Annotated in this window: 15 protein-coding genes; 6 read left to right on the forward strand and 9 right to left on the reverse strand. The window is 49.4% G+C overall.

Annotated elements, in window-relative coordinates; genetic code table 11:
* Positions 1 to 12: 12 nt before the first annotated feature.
* Together Q0986_RS22650 and Q0986_RS22655 are read right to left on the reverse strand one after the other, a co-directional pair.
* Entirely contained in the window at positions 13 to 1,632 is a 1,620-nt protein-coding gene (locus Q0986_RS22650; RefSeq protein WP_299416522.1) for an SUMF1/EgtB/PvdO family nonheme iron enzyme, read from the reverse strand.
* Between the two features lie 115 nt (positions 1,633 to 1,747).
* The gene (locus Q0986_RS22655; protein WP_366918668.1) at positions 1,748 to 3,358 is read right to left on the reverse strand and encodes an SUMF1/EgtB/PvdO family nonheme iron enzyme; all 1,611 of its coding nucleotides are present in this window, start codon (positions 3,356 to 3,358) and stop codon (positions 1,748 to 1,750) included.
* Between the two features lie 576 nt (positions 3,359 to 3,934).
* Here Q0986_RS22655 and Q0986_RS22660 point away from each other — a divergent pair.
* On the forward strand, positions 3,935 to 4,309 hold the full coding sequence (locus Q0986_RS22660; protein WP_299416530.1) for a DUF2237 domain-containing protein: 375 nt from the start codon (positions 3,935 to 3,937) through the stop codon (positions 4,307 to 4,309).
* A gap of 121 nt (positions 4,310 to 4,430) precedes the next feature.
* A complete protein-coding gene (locus tag Q0986_RS22665) occupies positions 4,431 to 5,111 on the forward strand; it encodes a phosphatase PAP2 family protein (protein ID WP_299416534.1) in 681 nt (226 codons plus the stop codon).
* A 57-nt stretch (positions 5,112 to 5,168) separates the two neighbouring features.
* On the opposite strand, the gene clpB is transcribed toward Q0986_RS22665, so the two are convergent.
* The 7 genes from clpB to Q0986_RS22700 form a co-directional block, all read right to left on the reverse strand.
* Positions 5,169 to 7,856 carry an ATP-dependent chaperone ClpB gene (gene clpB, locus Q0986_RS22670; RefSeq protein WP_299416538.1) on the reverse strand — a complete coding sequence of 896 codons (2,688 nt, stop codon included), beginning with the start codon at positions 7,854 to 7,856 and terminating at the stop codon, positions 5,169 to 5,171.
* Positions 7,857 to 8,034: 178 nt separating this feature from the next.
* Positions 8,035 to 8,598 carry a dTDP-4-dehydrorhamnose 3,5-epimerase gene (rfbC, locus tag Q0986_RS22675; RefSeq protein WP_299416542.1) on the reverse strand — a complete coding sequence of 188 codons (564 nt, stop codon included), beginning with the start codon at positions 8,596 to 8,598 and terminating at the stop codon, positions 8,035 to 8,037.
* A 6-nt stretch (positions 8,599 to 8,604) separates the two neighbouring features.
* Positions 8,605 to 9,477 carry a glucose-1-phosphate thymidylyltransferase RfbA gene (rfbA, locus tag Q0986_RS22680; RefSeq protein WP_299416545.1) on the reverse strand — a complete coding sequence of 291 codons (873 nt, stop codon included), beginning with the start codon at positions 9,475 to 9,477 and terminating at the stop codon, positions 8,605 to 8,607.
* Between the two features lie 61 nt (positions 9,478 to 9,538).
* On the reverse strand, positions 9,539 to 10,606 hold the full coding sequence (gene rfbB, locus Q0986_RS22685) for a dTDP-glucose 4,6-dehydratase (protein ID WP_299416549.1): 1,068 nt from the start codon (positions 10,604 to 10,606) through the stop codon (positions 9,539 to 9,541).
* Between the two features lie 119 nt (positions 10,607 to 10,725).
* Positions 10,726 to 12,306, reverse strand: coding sequence for a peptide ligase PGM1-related protein (locus Q0986_RS22690; protein ID WP_299416553.1), 1,581 nt, complete (start codon positions 12,304 to 12,306; stop codon positions 10,726 to 10,728).
* Between the two features lie 627 nt (positions 12,307 to 12,933).
* Positions 12,934 to 13,281, reverse strand: coding sequence for a DUF4870 domain-containing protein (locus Q0986_RS22695; protein WP_299416556.1), 348 nt, complete (start codon positions 13,279 to 13,281; stop codon positions 12,934 to 12,936).
* Between the two features lie 223 nt (positions 13,282 to 13,504).
* Entirely contained in the window at positions 13,505 to 14,794 is a 1,290-nt protein-coding gene (locus tag Q0986_RS22700) for a ferredoxin-NADP reductase (RefSeq protein ID WP_299416564.1), read from the reverse strand.
* A gap of 432 nt (positions 14,795 to 15,226) precedes the next feature.
* On the opposite strand from Q0986_RS22700, the gene Q0986_RS22705 reads away from it, so the two are divergent.
* From Q0986_RS22705 to Q0986_RS22720, 4 genes are all read left to right on the forward strand, one after another.
* Positions 15,227 to 16,192, forward strand: coding sequence for a TraB/GumN family protein (locus Q0986_RS22705; RefSeq protein WP_299416567.1), 966 nt, complete (start codon positions 15,227 to 15,229; stop codon positions 16,190 to 16,192).
* Between the two features lie 103 nt (positions 16,193 to 16,295).
* Positions 16,296 to 16,994, forward strand: coding sequence for a deoxyribose-phosphate aldolase (deoC, locus tag Q0986_RS22710; RefSeq protein WP_299416570.1), 699 nt, complete (start codon positions 16,296 to 16,298; stop codon positions 16,992 to 16,994).
* A 94-nt stretch (positions 16,995 to 17,088) separates the two neighbouring features.
* The gene (recO, locus tag Q0986_RS22715; protein ID WP_299416574.1) at positions 17,089 to 17,970 is read left to right on the forward strand and encodes a DNA repair protein RecO; all 882 of its coding nucleotides are present in this window, start codon (positions 17,089 to 17,091) and stop codon (positions 17,968 to 17,970) included.
* A partial coding sequence (locus Q0986_RS22720) for an MFS transporter (protein ID WP_299416577.1) occupies positions 17,967 to 19,430 on the forward strand: 1,464 nt, incomplete at its 3' end. The genes recO and Q0986_RS22720, both read left to right, overlap by 4 nt.

The following is a 19,430-nucleotide window of genomic DNA, read 5'->3' on the forward strand; positions in this document are numbered from 1 at the left end:
CCTTCTGGGCCGCTAAATATTTTTAAACCCTTGACAGACCACTCTGAGGCCATAGGAGTTCTGATAACTACTCGGCAATGAGCGATAGCGAAAGGCAGACCGGCAAGCATGGGGACCATCGTACCAAGATCCACCTCGTCTGACTCGGTGCGATCTCAGATCCGCTGACTTCACCCAGGCGGATCCATCTGTGGGTGCTCCTTGATAGGTCTCATGCCAATGATCCTGGCACCATTCCCAGACTTGACCATGCATGTCATAGAGACCAAAGGGGTTCGGTGCAAATTGTCCCACTGGGGTCGTCGCCTTTCTAAAAGGGCCGCGAGGGCCGCGAGCATAGGTATAATTGCCATCGTAGTTGGCTAAATCGGCTGTCAGGGTTGCCCCCATCCAAAAAGGTGTGCTGGTGCCAGCGCGGACGGCATATTCCCATTCGGCTTCGCTGGGCAGGCGATAGTCTTGACCCGTTAACTCAGACAATTTTTGACAAAATTCTGTCGCCACCTGCCAGCTCACTTGCTCAACGGGACGATTTGGCCCCTGAAACTTCGCTGGATTCTCCCCCATCACGGCTTGCCATTGGGCTTGGGTAATCGGGTATTTACCGATAAAAAAGGGGGGCACTGTGACCTGGTGTTGAGGACCTTCACTGGCTTGCCGAGTCGCTTCCGTCGCCGGAGAACCCATACTAAATCGCCCCCCTGGGATATAGACCATATCGAGGGTCTGATCTTCTTTCAGCTTCTGGCGATAATATTGGGCAGACTGGCGGCGACGGGTTTGGATCTGGCCTTGTGCATTCACTCCTACCACTTCAAAGGCAAACCGAGAGAGTCCGGGTAGGGTCTCCTCCGATGGCTCTTGGGTGGACTTTGGTTCAGGAGGTTCAGAGGTCTGTGGTTCAGATGTGTCCGGTTGCTCAGCGGTCAGGGGCTGGTATTGATTGTCGAGCCCAAAGGTTGCGATCGCAGTTGAGATCGGAATTCCCAAATTCAAACCATCTTTGATCCGCACCTCCTGCAAGCGCCGCCCCGCCGCCCGTCCATGAATCCCAATGAGACGACCTTCGCGATCCAATACGGGGCCACCACTCATGCCTGCCTTGGTGACGGCAGTATAGGAAAACCCATAGCCATCCTCAAATTTACCAATGGAGGCCACTTCTCCCCGAGTCAGGGTCATGGTGGAGACGGAAATGGCCTGATCGGCCAGAGGATAGCCACCCACGTAAATATCATCCAAAATGCCCAGGTCTTTAAACTTACCGACATCGGTGATGCGATAGTTGTTGTCACTCGTAAAGGTTGCGATCGCAATATCCGCTTTGGTTCCCACCTGCATCATGCGAGTGTTGAGCAAATGGGTTTCACCATCATCGGTTTCCACATAGGCTTCCTCGCCCCGGTTGGAATTTTTGATCACATGGGCCACCGTTAGCACGGTGTAGATATTGTCATTCCGTTTAATTAACACCCCAGAACCAGGGGGACCTTGGGTCAATAGGCGAACGGTAATGCGGCGGGCAATTTGGCGAATATCCCGGACCGACTTGGCTAAAGACCCCTGAGAAGAGGCCAAGCTGAGTACAGCCGTCCCCCCAAACCACAAAAAATGACGACGCTTAATACCCATTCCTACCGTATATCAATCTGCAAAACCATTATCCCTACTGTATCCGCTCTATTTAGGAATGTCTTGGGTTTAGACTCAAGACAGATAGGTCGTCCCTGACAGAAGCAGCCATCCACTAAGCCGTCGGCTTCAGCGCTGGACAGACAACTCTCAAGCCAAAGGAGTTGGTATAGGAGTAGGGATAAGAGCGATAGCGAAACGCTGAGCGGCAAGCATGGGGGCCATCATACCAAGACCCGCCTCGGCGAACCCGGCGCATTTTAGCATCCCCCTGATCAAGCCAGGCGGAGCCATCCGTAGGGGCTTTCTGATAATTATCATGCCAATGGTCTAAACACCATTCCCATACTTGACCATGCATGTTGTACAGACCAAAAGCGTTCCCCGCCAATTGTGTGACCGCAACGGTACTCCCTCTGAAGGCTCCTTTAGATCCTTTGTCATAGGTATAGTTGCCATCATAGTTAGCCAGATCCGTAGTTAGCGTATTGCCAAAGTGGAAGGGGGTACTTGTACCTGCCCGAGCAGCATACTCCCACTCCGCCTCAGTCGGTAAACGATAGTCTTGACCGGTCGCTTCAGACAACTTTTGGCAAAACTCTTCAGCCAAAAACCAGCTCACTTGCTCCACAGGGCGTTCAGCCCCTTGGAATTTAGAGGGGTTGTTGCCCATAATCGCCTGCCATTGGGCTTGAGTAATCGGATATTTGCCCATAAAGAAGGAGGGTACATTGACGAGATGTTTGGGGCCTTCGTTTTTTTGTCGGTTGGGCTCTGTGACCGGAGACCCCATCGTAAACTGTCCGTCCGGGATATAGACCATATCTAAAGCCACGCCCTCCTTAAGGGGTTGGCGATAGTATTGGGCCGATCGTTTTTTGCGTTTTCGGATCCGGCCTTGATCATTCACCCCCAGAACTTCAAAGGCAAAGCGAGATAGCTCTGGTGTCGGTTTCGGATCTGTCTCAGTCGCCGGTTCAGAGGCAGGTGTGTCCGTTTTAGACGATGCATCCGAGGGCAGGGGCTGATCGGACTGGTTGAGTAGATCAAACGTTTGGATAGCCAAGTCTACCGGAATCCCCAGATTGAGGCCATCCTTAAGCCGCAGTTGTTGCAGTCGTTGTCCTGCTGCTCGGCCATGAATACCGATCAGCTGTCCTTTTTGATCGAGAACGGGTCCGCCACTCATCCCCGCCTTAGTGACTGCGGTGTAAGAGAACCCATACCCATCTGCGAACCGACCAATGGAAGCGATTTCACCCCGAGTTAAGGTCATGGTAGAAACCGAAATCGCCTGATCCGTAAAGGGATACCCTCCCACATAAATTTCATCCAAGATGTCCAAAGTCTTGAACTGGCCAATATCAGTGACACGATAGACTTTATTGCTAAAGAAGGTTGCGATCGCAATATCTACCTTGTCTCCCGTTTTCATCTGTTGAGTATCTAGGAGGTGGGTCTCGCCATCGTAAGTGGTGGCATAGGCTTCTTCTCCTGGATTGGAGTTTTTAATCACATGGGCAGCGGTGAGTACGGTGTAAATGGGACCATTCTTTTTAATTAAGACGCCCGATCCAGATGGCCCTTGAGTCATCACCTTGACCGTAATCTGACGAGCAATTTTGCGGATATCGCGAGCGGACGTGGCTAAAGACCACGGCGAAGCAGTAACGCTCAGAAAGAGGGTCCCCCCAAATAATAAAAATTGTCTACGCTGAATGCCCATACCTGCGGTCAGTTGCTTATTTTTAGACAAAACAGTTTAGTTATTAGCTGGGTTGATGGCTATCACTCAACTCTCTATTTATTCCTGAAGATATCTCTCACCAGCTCCAACGATTTCTAAACTGACGAGTGTTATGAAATACCTCGATCAAGCCTCTTACTAACACAGCTCATCTCTATTCTTAGAAATTTTTTAAACCATAAAACCAACGGATATGTATATTCTGTCTAGTTTTGGAGCCATGAAGTTCCATTTTTAGCTGAATGTTTGATATCTATAACGACTCAGAAGATTGTGCCTTCGTTACCAACTTTAGTACTGCTAACTCAGAATCAATAAGGGTTTATGGAAAGTATAAAGCCTTTAATTTTTCCTTAAGTCAATTTAAATCAGACAAATTAAATCAGGTGAAATCAGCCCGCATAACCATTGCAGCTACCTATTTATCGGCCTGTTCTGCGAATTTTATGCATCCACAATTTTCTCATCTCTGCCCCCGCCCCCTATTGCCCCGTTTTTCAATGAAATAGGATACCTGTTATCGTTTTCCATAGCTAGACCGTTGGAGCAACGTGAATGACAGAAGCCAAGAATGTGTTGGGTGGTCCTCTACAAACCTGTTGTACATCTCCAATGACAGGATTCTATCGGGACGGCAAATGCAATACGGGGGCCGGTGATATGGGCGCTCATATCGTCTGTGCCCAAGTAACTGAGGAATTTTTAGCCTATACCCAGTCGCAAGGCAATGATTTAAGTAGCCCCGCCCCCATCTATGGGTTTCCAGGACTAAAACCAGGCGATTGCTGGTGTTTATGTGCATCACGCTGGCAGCAGGCCCTGGAAGCGGGGGTAGCTCCCCCTGTGAAGTTAGCCGCCACTCATGCTATCGCCCTTGAGCACGTCTCCCTCAAGGATTTGGAAAAAAATGCTGTGGACGCCACTAGCTAACGTTCTTTAGCCGTGCGCAACAAGCATTAATACTTATTAAACTTACGTTAAGGTATATAAAGTAGGGTTAACTCGGCAGCCTGTGTTTCACCTGCTCCTTTGACGTCGCGTTTATCTACCTATGTTTAAACCTTGGCAGTGGTTGACTCAGCTGGGTCAATCGATCCGTTCTCCCTGGCAATATTTGGGAATTGTGGCATCAGGATTGGCATTGGGGCTCTTTGTTGCGATCGCAATCCTTCTGCCTCAAATTGAACACCTAGACACTCAGATTTTGCTAGCCATTCATCACCTCCATACTCCGACCTTGGATCGGTGGATGGTGCTCGTCACCTATTTGGGCGAGCCCCTAATCCTCTTCCCATTTACGTTGGGTATAGGTGGACTATTGCTGTGGCAGAAACGACGCCAGGAAGCCTTAGCCTTCGTGATCACGATTGGGGGCGCTTTGGGATTAAATATCTGGTTAAAAGAGCTGTTTGCCCGCCATCGCCCTGCCCTCTGGGACCAAATTTTGCAGGTGCCTTTCTATAGCTTTCCCAGTGGCCATGCCATGGTGTCTTTGGTCTTCTATGCCGTGCTGGTTTACGGGTTGATTCGTCAGCTCCGCTCCTTCCAGCCTTTGATGTTGACACTCGGAACGGGCCTGATTGCAGCCATTGGGTTTAGTCGGCTCTATATTGGCGTGCATTGGCCCACAGACATCGTGGCAGGATATGCCGCAGGCTTAGTTTGGTTAGCCCTCTGCTTTATCGGTCAGTCACTTCTGTTAGCTTGGCGACGCCAAGCGGTAACCGATTAGCCCATATCACTTGAAATGATCAGGGTTGTAGCGTTCTCAAGCTCATATGCTCTCCCCTTACGAAGCCGCAGGGGCCAACTGTTCTTCTTCTTCAGATTCCTCTTCGGCAATTTCTAACGTGGTGCGGGGGGCCTGGGAAAAGATCAGCCCATCCTCATCCCAGTCCACGACAATTGTGTCGCCACTGGTAAAGGTATTCTCCAAAATTTTGGTAGCAATCGGATTTTCTAATTCCCGTTGCAGCGCCCGCTTGAGGGGACGGGCACCGTACACCGGGTCATATCCAGCTTCCACAATATGTTCCAATGCTTCCTCCGACAGCTGAATCGCCAATTTCTGTTCTGCCAGCAGGGCTTCAATCCGCTTCAGCTGAATCTTGACAATCGATCCCAGCTGTTCGCGATTGAGAGTATGGAACATGGTAATTTCATCAATGCGGTTCAGAAACTCAGGACGGAAGTGCGATCGCAACGCCTCCAATACCTTCATCTGCATCTCTAGGTACTGTTCCTCTTCCTCCGTCGCCTCAGTGATATGCTCACTGCCAATATTGCTAGTCAAGACGATAATCGTATTGCAGAAATTGACGGTCCGTCCCTGAGCATCCGTGATCCGGCCATCATCTAGCACTTGCAAAAGGATATTAAAGATTTCGGGATGAGCCTTCTCGACTTCATCCAATAGCACCACTGAATAGGGACGCCGCCGCACCATCTCGGAAAGCTGTCCTCCTTCTTCATAGCCCACGTAACCGGGAGAAGCACCCACCAGTCGGGACACGGCATGTTTTTCCATATACTCAGACATATCAATCCGAACAATGGCGTCTTCAGTATCAAACAGGAACTGAGCTAACGCCCGAGCCAGCTCGGTTTTACCCACCCCAGTTGGTCCCAAAAACATAAAAGAACCAATGGGCCGATTGGGGTCTTTCATCCCCGCTCTGGCTCGGCGGATGGCCGCCGACACCGCTTCCACCGCATCTTCTTGACCAATTACGCGCTCATGGAGGTGGTCTTCCAATTGCAATAGCTTCTGACGTTCCGATTCGAGTAACCGGCTAACCGGAATCCCGGTCCAGTTGGCGACCACTTCAGCAACATCTTCCTCCGTCACTTCTTCCCTGAGCAGGGTAGAGCCTTGGGCTCGAATCGCCAATAGTTTGGCCTCATGCTCTTCCAATTCCTGCTGCAACGTCGCCATGCGGCTATAGGTGAGCTGAACAGCCTTTTCGTGATCAAACTCTCGTTCTGCTTTTTCAATCTCGACCCGAACCTGAGCTTCCTGCTCTTTGAGGCTATTGATGTCTTCTAAGACCTGTTTTTCAGTCTTCCATTGCTCTTCCAAAGACTCGCGCTTGGGCAGTAGCTCATCGATCTCTGCCATTACCCGCTGCAAATGATCTTCCGAAGACTCATAAATGCCGCCAATGCTGGAGCGTTTTTGCTCCTGCTCCAGAGACATCTTTTCCATCTCTAGCTGCATCACCCGCCGCTCGATTCCCTCTAGTTCACTGGGTTTTGAGGTCATCTCCATCTTCAGCTTAGCCGCCGCTTCATCCACCAGATCGATGGCTTTATCGGGTAGAAACCGATCGGCAATATAACGATCGGACAACACTGCCGCCGCCACCAAAGCGGAGTCGGTAATTTTGACGTTATGGTGAATTTCGTAGCGATCTTTTAACCCACGCAGGATTGAAATGGCAGAATCAACCGTCGGTTGATCAATATAAACCTGTTGAAACCGCCGCTCTAAAGCCGCATCTTTTTCAATATGCTTGCGATATTCATCAAGGGTAGTGGCTCCAATACAGCGTAGTTCCCCTCGTGACAGCATCGGCTTAAGTAAGTTGCTGGCATCCATGGAGCTTTGGCCTGACCCTGCTCCCACAACGGTATGGAGTTCATCGATAAATAGAACAATCTGACCATCGGAATGGGTGACTTCTCGCAAGACCGCCTTCAGACGATCTTCAAACTCGCCCCGATACTTGGCACCGGCAATTAGGCTGCCCATATCCAGGGTGATTAACTGCCGATTTTTCAAGGATTCCGGCACATCGCCATTGACGATTCGCTGGGCAAGACCTTCTGCGATCGCAGTCTTTCCCACCCCCGGCTCGCCAATCAAAACCGGATTGTTTTTTAACCGTCGAGACAAAACCTGAATCACCCGCCGAATCTCATCATCCCGGCCAATCACCGGATCCAGCTTTCCAGCTTTGGCTCGTTCCGTCAGATCGCGACCATATTTTTCAAGGGCATTGTATCGAGATTCCGATTCTTGATCGGCAACCTTTTGAGTGCCACGCATGGCCTTAATGGCTTTTTCCAGATCCGTACGAGCAATCCCTTGATCTCGTAGCAAGGACTTGCCAATCCGACTATCTTCCGCAAAAGCGAGTAAGTAATGATCAACCGAAATAAACTGATCTGTTCGATCCTCCCGGAGGGCATCAGCCTGGTCGAGCAGGCGATCTAACCCCTGACCTAAGAAGAGTGACGTGCCCTCCGCCGTCTTAGGCTGACGTTCCGCAAACGTGGTTAGCTGTTGCAAAATTTGATCAAAATCAACCTGGGCACGGGTCAAAATCTTACTGGCTAAGGGCTCTTCCTCCAACAGAGAAATGGTGAGATGCTCAACCTCTAGCTTGTTATTACTAAATCGCCGTGCCACATCCTGAGACTTAACAATAGCCGTCCATACCTTGTCGGTAAACTTATCGGGATCAGTAGGTTGCATACAGAAAGGAGACGGCTCGGGCTGAAATCTTTTTCAGGACTAGTATAACAAGCTATCCCGACGGATATTACAGAGTGCAGCAAGCTGTAAATCGGTTCGCATTGGAGGGATCTGGGTCCGTCATCCTGGTGGGTCAATCCATAACTTGGACCTTAGACCTGGGGACGAGGAAGACGGTTTAAACGGACGCTACATCATAGACGGGCAACTGTTCTGACAGATCATGCAACTTGGGCAAAGCGACATCTTTAGCAGATAAGGTGGGCTGTTGTAGGGGCCAGTCAATTGCCAAGTCCGGATCATCCCACACAATCCCTTGCTGGTCCTCAGGATAATAGAAATCAGTGCATTTATACATAAAATCTGCCGATGGGCTCAGCACACAAAACCCATGGGCAAAGCCAGGCGGAATATACATTTGCTTCTTATTTTCAGCAGAGAGGTGCTCCCCAAACCATTGACCAAACCAGGGTGACCCTTGACGGATATCAACCGCCACATCGAAAACCTCGCCTGCAATCACTCTGACCAGCTTCCCTTGAGGATGGTGTAGCTGGAAATGAAGCCCCCGTAGTGTTCCCTGGCCAGAGCGGGAATGATTGTCTTGAACAAACTGTTCCTGGATACCAGCGTCCCGATAGCGCTGTTGATGGTAGGTTTCCATAAAAAAGCCCCTGGGGTCCGTAAACACACGAGGCTCAAACACTAATACACCGGGCAAAGGGGTGGTGATAACATTCATCCAGACCTATTCTCCTTCCTCTAGGATTCTCAGCAGATACTGCCCATAACTGTTCTTGCGTAGATCCTGGCTTAACGCTTTAACCTGTGCGGCCGAGATATATCCCATTCGATAAGCCACTTCTTCAACGCAAGCAATTTTTAACCCTTGCCGTTGTTCTATGGTTTCCACAAAGGCAGCGGCTTGGAGCAGACTTTCATGGGTACCCGTATCCAACCACGCCACGCCACGGCTCAATTTTTCAACCTGCAGTTGCCCTTGCTGAAGATAGACTCTATTTACATCTGTAATCTCCAATTCTCCTCTAGCAGAGGGCTTTAAGGATTTAGCAATCTCAATCACTTGGTTGTCATAGAAATACAATCCAGTCACGGCGTAATGGGATTGGGGATGCTGCGGTTTTTCTTCAATATCGGTAATCTGTCCTTGCTGATCAAAGGCTAAGACGCCATACCGTTGAGGATCATTGACCCAATAGCCAAAGACAACACCGCCTGAAGTGAGTTGTGTGACGTGTTGAAGTCGCTCCGCTAAAGAGGCCCCATAGAAGATATTGTCGCCAAGGATCAGGGCGACCGAGTCATCGCCGACAAAATCTTGGCCGATAATAAACGCTTGCGCTAATCCCCCAGGCTGAGGTTGTTCGGCATAGGCAAGATTAAGCCCTAGATGGCTGCCATCATCCAATAGCCGCTGGAAGAGGGGTAAATCTTGAGGCGTCGAAATAATCAGGATATCTTGAATGCCCGCTAGCATTAAGGTCGACAGCGGATAATAAATCATCGGCTTGTCGTAGACGGGCATTAATTGCTTCGATAAGACGCGGGTAATGGGATAGAGGCGCGTTCCTGAACCGCCCGCTAGAATAATTCCTTTCATCAGCCTTGGCTTGGCAAAATTAATAGTATGGTCTAAAGATAGAGCTCGTGATGTATGGATGTCATTTTTCGGAGGATGCTAACCCTAATCGTTGACGCTCATATTGATTGGCCGTGACAGCCTGGCACCAAGCCCGATTTGCAAGATACCACTGTACGGTTTGTCGTAACCCAGACTCAATGGTGACTTGGGGACTCCACCCCAGTTCCTGGTTGATTTTACGAAAATCAATGGCATACCTGCGATCATGACCAGGCCGATCCTGAACAAAGGTCATTAAGTTGCTATGGGGCGCAAATTCTGATTCTGGCGCTAGTTCATCTAAGATTGCGCAAATTTGCTTAACCAACCAAATATTAGGTTTTTCGGCTCCCCCGCCGATATTATAAGTTTCACCCGGTCGACCTGTTGTTAAAACTTGGTCTATGGCCCGACAATGATCCTCCACAAATAGCCAGTCTCGAATATTTTGGCCATCGCCATAGATCGGTAAAGCTTTGCCTTCTAGGGCGTTCAAAATCATCAAAGGAATTAGCTTTTCAGGAAATTGATGGGGACCATAATTATTGGAGCAATTTGTGATCAGTGTGGGGAGGTTGTAGGTGTGGAAATAAGACCGGACGAGATGATCGGAACTGGCCTTGGAAGCAGAGTATGGACTATTCGGCGCATAGGCGGTCGTTTCTAAGAAGGGAGGGTCATCTGGACCGAGCGTGCCGAAGACTTCGTCCGTTGAAATATGCAGAAAACGAAAGTTCTCTTGTGCGGATGGCTGTAAGGATTGCCAATAGGAACGTGTGGCTTCTAGGAGGTGAAAGGTCCCCAGAATATTAGTTTGAATAAAGGCATCAGGACCATCAATGGACCGATCCACATGGGTTTCTGCGGCAAAATTGAGGAGGGCACGGGGTTGATATTGCTCCAGTAACTGTTGAACCAGGGCGCGATCGCCAATGTCGCCTTGGACAAAAATATGTTGAGCATCCGATTGGAGCGTGGATAAAGTCGCTAAATTGCCCGCATAGGTCAGTTTATCCAGGTTGAGGACTAACTCATCCTGGGTTCGCCGCTGTTGCAGAACATAGTTTGCGCCGATAAAACCAGCGCCTCCCGTGACGAGAATAGTCATAAATTTTTAAGCATTCTAGGTATAGATAGGCTCCCTGGCTTAATTTTATAGGGTTTATGGGCATAATCATCATTCCCTTGCATAAATTTCTATCATCAAAAAAATTTGAGGTTGATCCCTCAACTGACGATACTCCAACCAATGGGCAAGATGGGTCCCGTCTCCTGATCTGAAGGAGAGGAATGGGAACGGGTCTCCTGATTCAAAATATCAATCACGCGATGGTAGATGGTGTCTGCCTGTTCCGGTGAATTCGCGATACTGGTGAGGCCGACTTTGCCAAATTCCGACAGGCACCCCATCAGATGAAACACGGTCCCCATCTCACTTCCCGTCTCAAAATGGAGATGATGACGAGCAATGATATCCATCAAATCATCTGGCAATAGGCCCTGATAGGACGGTTTACAGAGATTATCTGATGCTACATAGTACTTTGGCAGTCCTTGCTGACCAAAGAATAAGCCACTATGCATGTCATAAAAGCCGTTGGTCAGTAGTTTCAGCGTCATAAATGGATGGGTGGTGCCGCCCTTCCTCAAATTAATTTCAATGGCTTGGACATCCCAATGGAGGGTGCCATTGGGCCGCCTCCGTTGAGCGACCACAAAATCAACACCAAATCGTTCGAGAACGCCTTTTTGGGCCAGGTGTTCACCCACCTTTAGTCCCAACTGTTGGAGCTGTAAACGATAGTCTTCTGACGCGGGAAAACGGCAACCTAAATAGATTTGTTGATTGGGACCCCCTAAGATCTGATCATGGGTTGACAGAATTTCCACCTCTCCACTGGGCGTGATTTGGCCTTGGACGCTAGGAGAGGTTTTAGGGTCTCCTTCAATAAAGGCTTCGACAATTGCCCCCAATTGGGGGATGCGATCGCAAAAATGAGGCCAAGATTCCGTGGGCGATTCAAAGGTAAGTTGGGGGAGCCGATCACAAATCACCTTTCGCCGTTGTTCGGGTGTCTCTACATCCTCTGCTTGTCGCAAGTCTAAGAGAGCATTTCCTTCTCCTGAAAACCCCTCGTTGAGCTTAATCACCATCCGTTGCAGTTGAGGCTGACGCTGCCAGAGAGCTACTGCTGCCTCCACAAGCGCTTCTTGATCCCAAACTAATTCACTGCCATCGGGATGCGGAATGCCACATTCTGCAAAGACCTGCCGACTCCCACTTTTCGTTCCTAAATGGAGCAGTGCTGGATCAGCGGCCAGCAGCGGAATATCAAGTTGAACCGAAAGATCTCGTTCCAGGTCCGTTGAATTGAAGCAAATCATATAGGAACACCCAGGACGCAGGGAATGACGAATGCGCTCCATTAACCGGGGACGTTCTAGAATCTTTTGACTAAGGGGCTTCAGGGACTGATCATAAATTGGCAGTAACAATAAGCGATCGCGGGCATGGGAAAACGGGATACCCGGCAATAATTGCAAGTAGTAATCAATAACAATGGGCGGCAACGGCTGTGACGTCACATAAATTAGGCGAGTTTTCGGATCGCGCAATCGAATCAACGAGAATAGCAGCCGCTCCTCATAATGCAAGAAGCCATCAATCTTTTGTAATTCTTGCTGATCCACGCTGAACGAAGGAATCACCAGAATATCGGAATGTCCCGTTTCTAGGGTTTTAATATCCTGCCAGCGATCACAGAGTTGGGCCTGAAGCTGTTTAAATTGCCGTTCCACAGCAGCCATACATCATGCCTTTGCATTCGATATCAGCCTATCTTAGCCGTTGGCTTTACATGTCGCTGTAATGGATGTCATGGGTACGGTGCTGCGTAACGTTTCATGGCCTTCTCAGCCCCACTATCCGTATAACCTCGCAGATGGATAAGAATCGCCAATTCCAACCACGGTCAGGAATTCAGTAGTTTCTCAGTGGTTGATCCCTGATCTGATCGGACAGATTAGATATAGGCTGTGCAAACAGTAATCGCTACCGATAAAGTACGACGATAACCATTTTCCTCCTTGGGCTTTTATTTCCTCCGTAACCCGATCCCCACGACCGTGACCGACCATCCTAACCAACCAATGTATCCCTCCCTTAGCTATACATTGTCGCAACTAACATACGTAGAACAAGTGCGGCTGATTATGACGCACCCTTTTTTCACTGGACAGTGTCCAGAGTGCAAAACGAACCTTCACATTACTGAGCGAGCTATCGGAAATTGCCAATGCCCAGTCTGTCATTGGAGCGATCGACGCGAAAGTTAAGTGTCCAGGGCGACCCAAAACAGGCCGCCTGTTGTCTCCTATTTCATGACTAAAGCAGTACTAGAGTCCTTGATTTGCTCAATCTAGTAGGGGGATAGCCTACAAGACATGAAAGATAAAAGGGTAGTTATAGGGATTGTCTGGATCTTGAAAACAACGGCGAATGGCCAAAACAGGCAGAATCCAATGGGCAAGAAACAACAAACCTAAGAGTGGAAATCCCAGCAGAACCCAACATAAAATGCCGAATAAGAAGCCATAGAACCAAACATTGATGTGGAAATTAATCGCTTCCCGGGCATTTTCTTTAATAACCGGATCGTCGGAAACGAGTAATATCACCAGCGGAATGCCAATGGATAATACCAAAGCACTCAGAAAAATAGAACCATGACTTAGAGACGACAAGAGTTTGCGTTTATCTGGATCATAGATATTGGCAACCATGAACGAGCCTCTTTTCAAGCAACGGTAGTCCAGCACAGCTGGTCTAAAACTGATTTGATCTTACTCAATCTTCTTCTGAAAGCGAACCCCAGAAACCCGATCCTGGGTCGCTTTTTTTCCGATCCTCTCCAACCGACTTATAGAATAAAACTCCAGTTCATGGAGAACTGGAGTGCTTCAGAGAGTTAACTTTCAAGAATGAGGCTCGCCAAAGAATAGCAGCTTAATAGGTTTCTACATGCCAGCGATGTGCTTTTTTCATTTCTCGTTGATAGTCACTCCAATTGACGCCATCTTTACTAGCAACAGCACTTAGGGCTTCATCAATGCCATTTTCCATGCCTTTCAAACCACAAATATAGGTGTGGGTATTTTCCTGTTGAATCAGCTGCCAGAGTTCTTCCGCATGCTCCGCAACTCGGTGCTGGATATACATGCGTCCACCTTCAGGATTCTTCTGCTCACGACTAATGGCTTTTGTTAAGCGGAAGTTATTGGGATAGCGACGTTGTAGATCTTCTAAATCCTTGTTATAGAGAATATTGGGGGTCGTGGCGACACCGAAAATCAACCAAGTCTTGCCATTAAATTTGGGCTGGTCATTGGGTTTCACCCACCCCAGCAAATTAGGTAACCAGAATGGATTGGATTTAGCATCTTCATTCTCTTTGAACAAGTGCCAGAGGAAGGAGCGGAAGGGGGCAATGCCAGTCCCTGTTCCCAGCATAATGATATTGGCATTGGGATCATCGGGTAAGAGCATCTCTTTACCGACAGGACCTGTGATTTTGACATCATCACCCGGTTTGAGATTGCAAAGGAAGCTGGAGCAAACCCCATATACCGTTTTACCCGTGTCAGGATCGGGATACTCTAATTGGCGTACACAAAGGGAGACGGTCTTATCATCTAGATAATCACCCCGGTGGGCAGAGGCAATGGAGTAAAGACGAATCTTGTGAGGTTTACCTTTATCATCCGTCCCATCTGCAATGATACCGATGCTCTGACCTTCGACATATTTCAAATCACCCGCAGAAATATCGAAGATCAGGTGTCGACAAGTACCAATACCACCAGGACCAACAAGCTCTTCGTTAGAAACACACTTGCCCACAAAGGGTTTGTTCGGACGGTAGATATTAATCGGAACATCCGACTTTTTCTTAGCTTTCTTCGCCGCAGGTGCAGCCGATTTAGTGGGAGCTACCGCTGCTGCCGCTACAGGCTTGGCCTTCTCAGCTTTTTTAGCAGTCGGTGTAGCGATGGCTGCAGGTTTAGCTCCAGTGGTGCCGGAGGCTTCAAATTCACATTTGATCCCACAGGTCAAATTGCTAGGCGATAGCCAACACGAGAAATTGCAGGAAAGACCTTCCATTTCTGGCATTTCTTGGTCGCTGAGGGTAAATTCAACCACCCGTGCATTCGAAATACCATATTTTTTTAGCGTCTTATTAAATTCAGCCAATATAGCCATTAGCTTGGGTTCAACCTCTCCGGCTAACCCTTTCATGCTTTCATAATCCATTCTTAATGCTCACTCATCATTCAACTGGGGTATTGGCTGCTTATGCGATAAACCAATGCACCATTTTGGTGACACCATCACCTAAAATAAATCTTAAGCGGTGCATGTCTATCGTACACCGCAAAAGCTTCAAAACCTTGTATTAACAGGCAGCCGTTCCGCAAACGCGTAACGTTCCTTTTGTCGATCCAAAATAGGCTTTGGGCCTGTTATCAGCCGCCTCCTGAACTGATTGAGTAGGGTGGCTGACTGTTAAATATCCGTCGTCATAGCATGGGTACCCAGATCAGCGCACTGGAAGCATAAGTACTTTAGTGATGGTCAATGGCTGGAATCGCCTGTATAAACCCATACAAAAATGGGGAATGCTAGATTATTGCTGGCTGCTCTAGGTCTATCTCAACGGTTGGGGACTCAATGACTAAACTTCCATTTAGTGCGATCGCAACGAAAAACTTATCCCGGATCGCGGTCATTGCCCTGCTGGCGTTGATCAGTGCCTGTCAGGAGAAACCGACTGACTCCACCTCAACCCCCACCCCGCAGACGACTCAAGCCCAACCCGAAGCACCCCAACCCCCCAAAACGTTTCTTTGGCAAGTTAAATCTCCCAAGAATACGATTTATCTTCTCGGGTCCATTCACCTCTTAAAGGAATCAGACTATCCCTTAGCGACACAGATTAATGACGCCTATGAGGATGCTGAAAAGCTGGTGTTTGAAGTGGATATGGATCAGCTGGAATCCAGCGAAACTCAATCCATGGTTCTGGAAAAGGCGACGGCCCAGGATGGTAAAACGCTTCCGGATCGGCTGACCCCGCAAACCTATCAACTGGCAAAAACGGCCGCCTCAGAAGTGGGATTACCCATTGAAGCTTTTTCCGGTTTCAAACCGTGGTTTTTTTCCTTAACCTTGATCACAATGAAGTTCCAGCGCTTGGGCTTTAACCCACAAAATGGTGTGGATCAATATTTTTTCCAAAAGGCTAAGAAAGATGGGAAAGAGACGCTGGCTCTAGAAGCGATCGAAGACCAGCTCAATCTCTTTAATAATTTTTCTCAGGGCGATCAAGAACAATATATTCGCCAAACCATTGAAGAATTAGACACCCTAGAGACGTCGTTCCAAGAGATGGTCCAAGCTTGGAAGGCGGGAGATGATCAAACGTTAGAAAGTTTATTACTCAAGAGCTTCAAAGACTATCCAGATTTAGAAGACCAAATCTTCGGGGCTCGCAATCGTAAATGGATGACCACCATCGAACCTCTATTGCAAAAAGAGGATGACTATCTGATTGTGGTCGGAGCCGGACATTTGGTGGGTAAAGATAGTGTGTTGAAGCTGCTACAAGCGAAGGGGCATACTCCCAAGCGCCTCTAGAAGCCAGAAGAATTAACGGATTAAAGCCCAGTTAACCCGTAATCTTGATACATTGGATCAGGGGGACAGCGTTCCTCAAAATTGTGGGCATTTGAGGTGTGATGTGACCCTAACGGTAGCGGATGTAGATATCACGCGTTATATCGATCACACCCTTCTCGATCCGTTGGCCTCTGAGGCTGCGATCGCAACCCTCTGTGACCAAGCCATTCGATTTGAATTTCCGGCGGTTTGTGTCTACCCCATTCATGTTAAAACCGCCGTCAACCGTCTCTATCAGTATTCACCTCAGGTTTGTACGGTCATTGGGTTTCCCAGTGGGGCGACCACCTCTGCCGTTAAGCTCTATGAGGCCCAAGAGGCCGTAGATCAGGGCGCGACCGAGCTAGATGTTGTCATTAATATCGGTTGGTTAAAGGCGGGGAACGTTGATGCCGTGCACCAGGAACTCGCCAAAATTTGTACGGTGACGGGTCAAACCGTGAAAGCGATTTTAGAAACGACCCTGCTCACCGATGCCGAAAAACGGTTAGCGGCAGAAGTCAGTCTGGATGCGGGTGTTGCCTTTCTGAAAACAAGTACAGGATGGCACGGCGGAGCCACCCCTGCTGATATAAAATTATTAGCAACGGTCGCTCGCGATCGCGTGGGCATCAAAGCCTCAGGGGGAATTCGCACCCTTGAGCAAGCCTTCGCGTTGATTGCAGCAGGAGCCCATCGTTTGGGAACCTCCCGAGGGGTGGATCTCGTGCGAATGGCGATGGCTGACATCGAGTCTCCTGAACCCTCAGGGCCGGGATAGTTCTGTTCTCGAAATATCCACCTGAGGATGTTTGAATCAGGGCAAGATATCGAAGCCCATTCCCCATCAAAGGTTTTATCGAACCCGGTAGGCCATGAGTCGAACCTACAAAGCCACAGGAATTAATCTTAAAAGTATGCCTTTCGGGGAGGCGGATCGTCTGCTGACCATTTTGACTCGTGAACAGGGTCTAGTGCGGGCGGTGGCACCCGGATGCCGCAAACCCAAATCAAAATTAGGCGGTCGCAGTGCTTTATTTGTCGTTAATGACTTGATGCTGGTGCAGGGACGGTCCCTGGATAAAATTGCCCAAGCCGAAACCCTTGAATCCTATCCAGGACTCAGCCAAAACTTAGCGAAGCTAACCACCAGCCAATATTTGGCCGAGCTGACGCTCTATCAAGCCTTGAGTGGGCAGCCCCAAACCGAGCTATGGGACTTATTTTGCCAACAGCTGACTCAACTGCAAACGGCCACACCCGCGCAAATACCTTGCTGCCTGATTCACGGCACCCTGCAATTGTTGGCGTGGGCAGGCATTGCCCCTCAAGTCCATACCTGCTGTTTGACCCATAAACCTCTAGCCCCCCCGATCACCAACCCGACCTGGCGCGTGGGATTTAGTGCTAGCGCAGGTGGTGCCGTAACCCTGACAGGGCCGCCTCGACCCAGCACCGCCATCCAAAAGGCAGCTGAACAAGGGTCTATCTATGCTGTGGCGACCGAGCATCGGGTACAGGGTAAATTATCGGCCCAGGAACTAGCGTTACTCCAAGACCTTAACCCGGCCGACATTCAACCCACTTCTCCCTTACCCTTCTCGTTAGTAACCGCTTATCCATTAGCCATTTGGCAAGGCGTGGAGTCTGCCCTGCGCCGCTATGCCGAAGCCTATTTTGAACGTCCGATTCGCTCTGCTGCGCTCATTGATACCTGTTTCACCGCTCTGCCCGACCTCACCTCCGTGTCTTCATGACCCAAGTACATGACCCCAAACGCGACCTGACCTCATCTCCCCGTTCTGCGGATAAACCGAGTTCGTCTCCCTCTGCTGGTCCCGCCTTATCTTCTCAACCGCTTGCTGCGTCTCCAAGACCAGACCCCGTAGCGATCACTCCCGTCGATAAAACGCCAGACGAGCAGGGCTATTGGCCTGTTCTGCGCAATCAGAATTTTATGCTGATGTGGTTCGGGCAAGTCTTCTCTCAAATGGCGGACAAGGTCTATTTGGTCTTAATTATTGCCCTGATTACCAGTCGATTTAAGGCCCCAGACCAATCGGTGAGTGTGTGGGTGTCCTCCATTATGATTGCCTTCACCATTCCGGCCGTCCTGTTTGGCTCAATTGCTGGCGTATACGTGGATCGGTGGTCGAAGAAATGGGTTTTAGTCCTTACTAATGGTCTCCGAGGGGCCTTAGTCCTAAGTCTCCCACCTCTCCTGTGGGCCTGTGGTCAGCAACCGGGTTGGTTTCAGATTCCCTTGGGGTTTTGGGTGTTATTGGGCGTGACGTTCTTGGTCTCTACCCTCACACAATTTTTTGCCCCCGCTGAGCAATCGGCGATTCCCTTGATTGTAGAGAAGCCCCATCTGTTAAGTGCAAACTCCCTCTACACCCTGACGATGCTGTTGGCGTTGATTGGCGGGTTTGCAGCGGGAGAGCCACTCCTAGAAATTGTCGGCGGGTATTTCTCCGATCTCGGTTGGGACGCTGGGCGGGAATTGGTTGTAGGCGGTAGCTATGCGATCGCAGGTTTGCTACTCCTATTTCTACGAACGGGAGAAACGGCGGCCAATCGTTCCACGGGCGATAGCCATGTCTGGACCGATATCAAAGAGGGACTGCAATACCTGAATGAACATCGACGAGTGCGAACTGCCTTAATTCAATTGGTGATTTTATTCTCTGTGTTTGCTGCCCTCGCTGTTTTGGTGGTGCGGCTCGCAGAAGTCTTGCCTGGCATTAAAACCTCTCAGTTTGGGTTCTTACTGGCGACCGGCGGGATTGGCATGGCGATTAGCGCCACCGTTCTCGGGTCCATTGGCCAAAATCTGCCCCGACATCGGCTCAGTTTCTACGGTTCCATGGGAATGGCTGCCATGTTAGGGGGCTTAGCCTTCACCACCCAATCCTTGTGGATTTCTCTGATCCTGATGGTCGGCTTGGGAGCGGCTGCCGCCTTGATTGGCGTTCCTATGCAAACCACGATCCAAGAAAAAACGCCAGAAGAGATGCGGGGCAAGGTGTTTGGCCTGCAAAATAATGCCAGCAACATCGCCCTAAGTTTGCCCTTAGCCCTGGCAGGCTTGGCCGAAACCTTCTTCGGATTACAAACGGTTTTACTAGGGTTGGCAGGGATTGTTGTGATCGGGGGGCTCTTATCCTGGTATATTGCCGATACCAGCTCATCTGTATCAGATGATGCAAACCCCTCA

The sequence above is a fragment of the Acaryochloris sp. IP29b_bin.148 genome, from assembly GCF_028285565.1.
Classification (GTDB): domain Bacteria; phylum Cyanobacteriota; class Cyanobacteriia; order Thermosynechococcales; family Thermosynechococcaceae; genus Acaryochloris.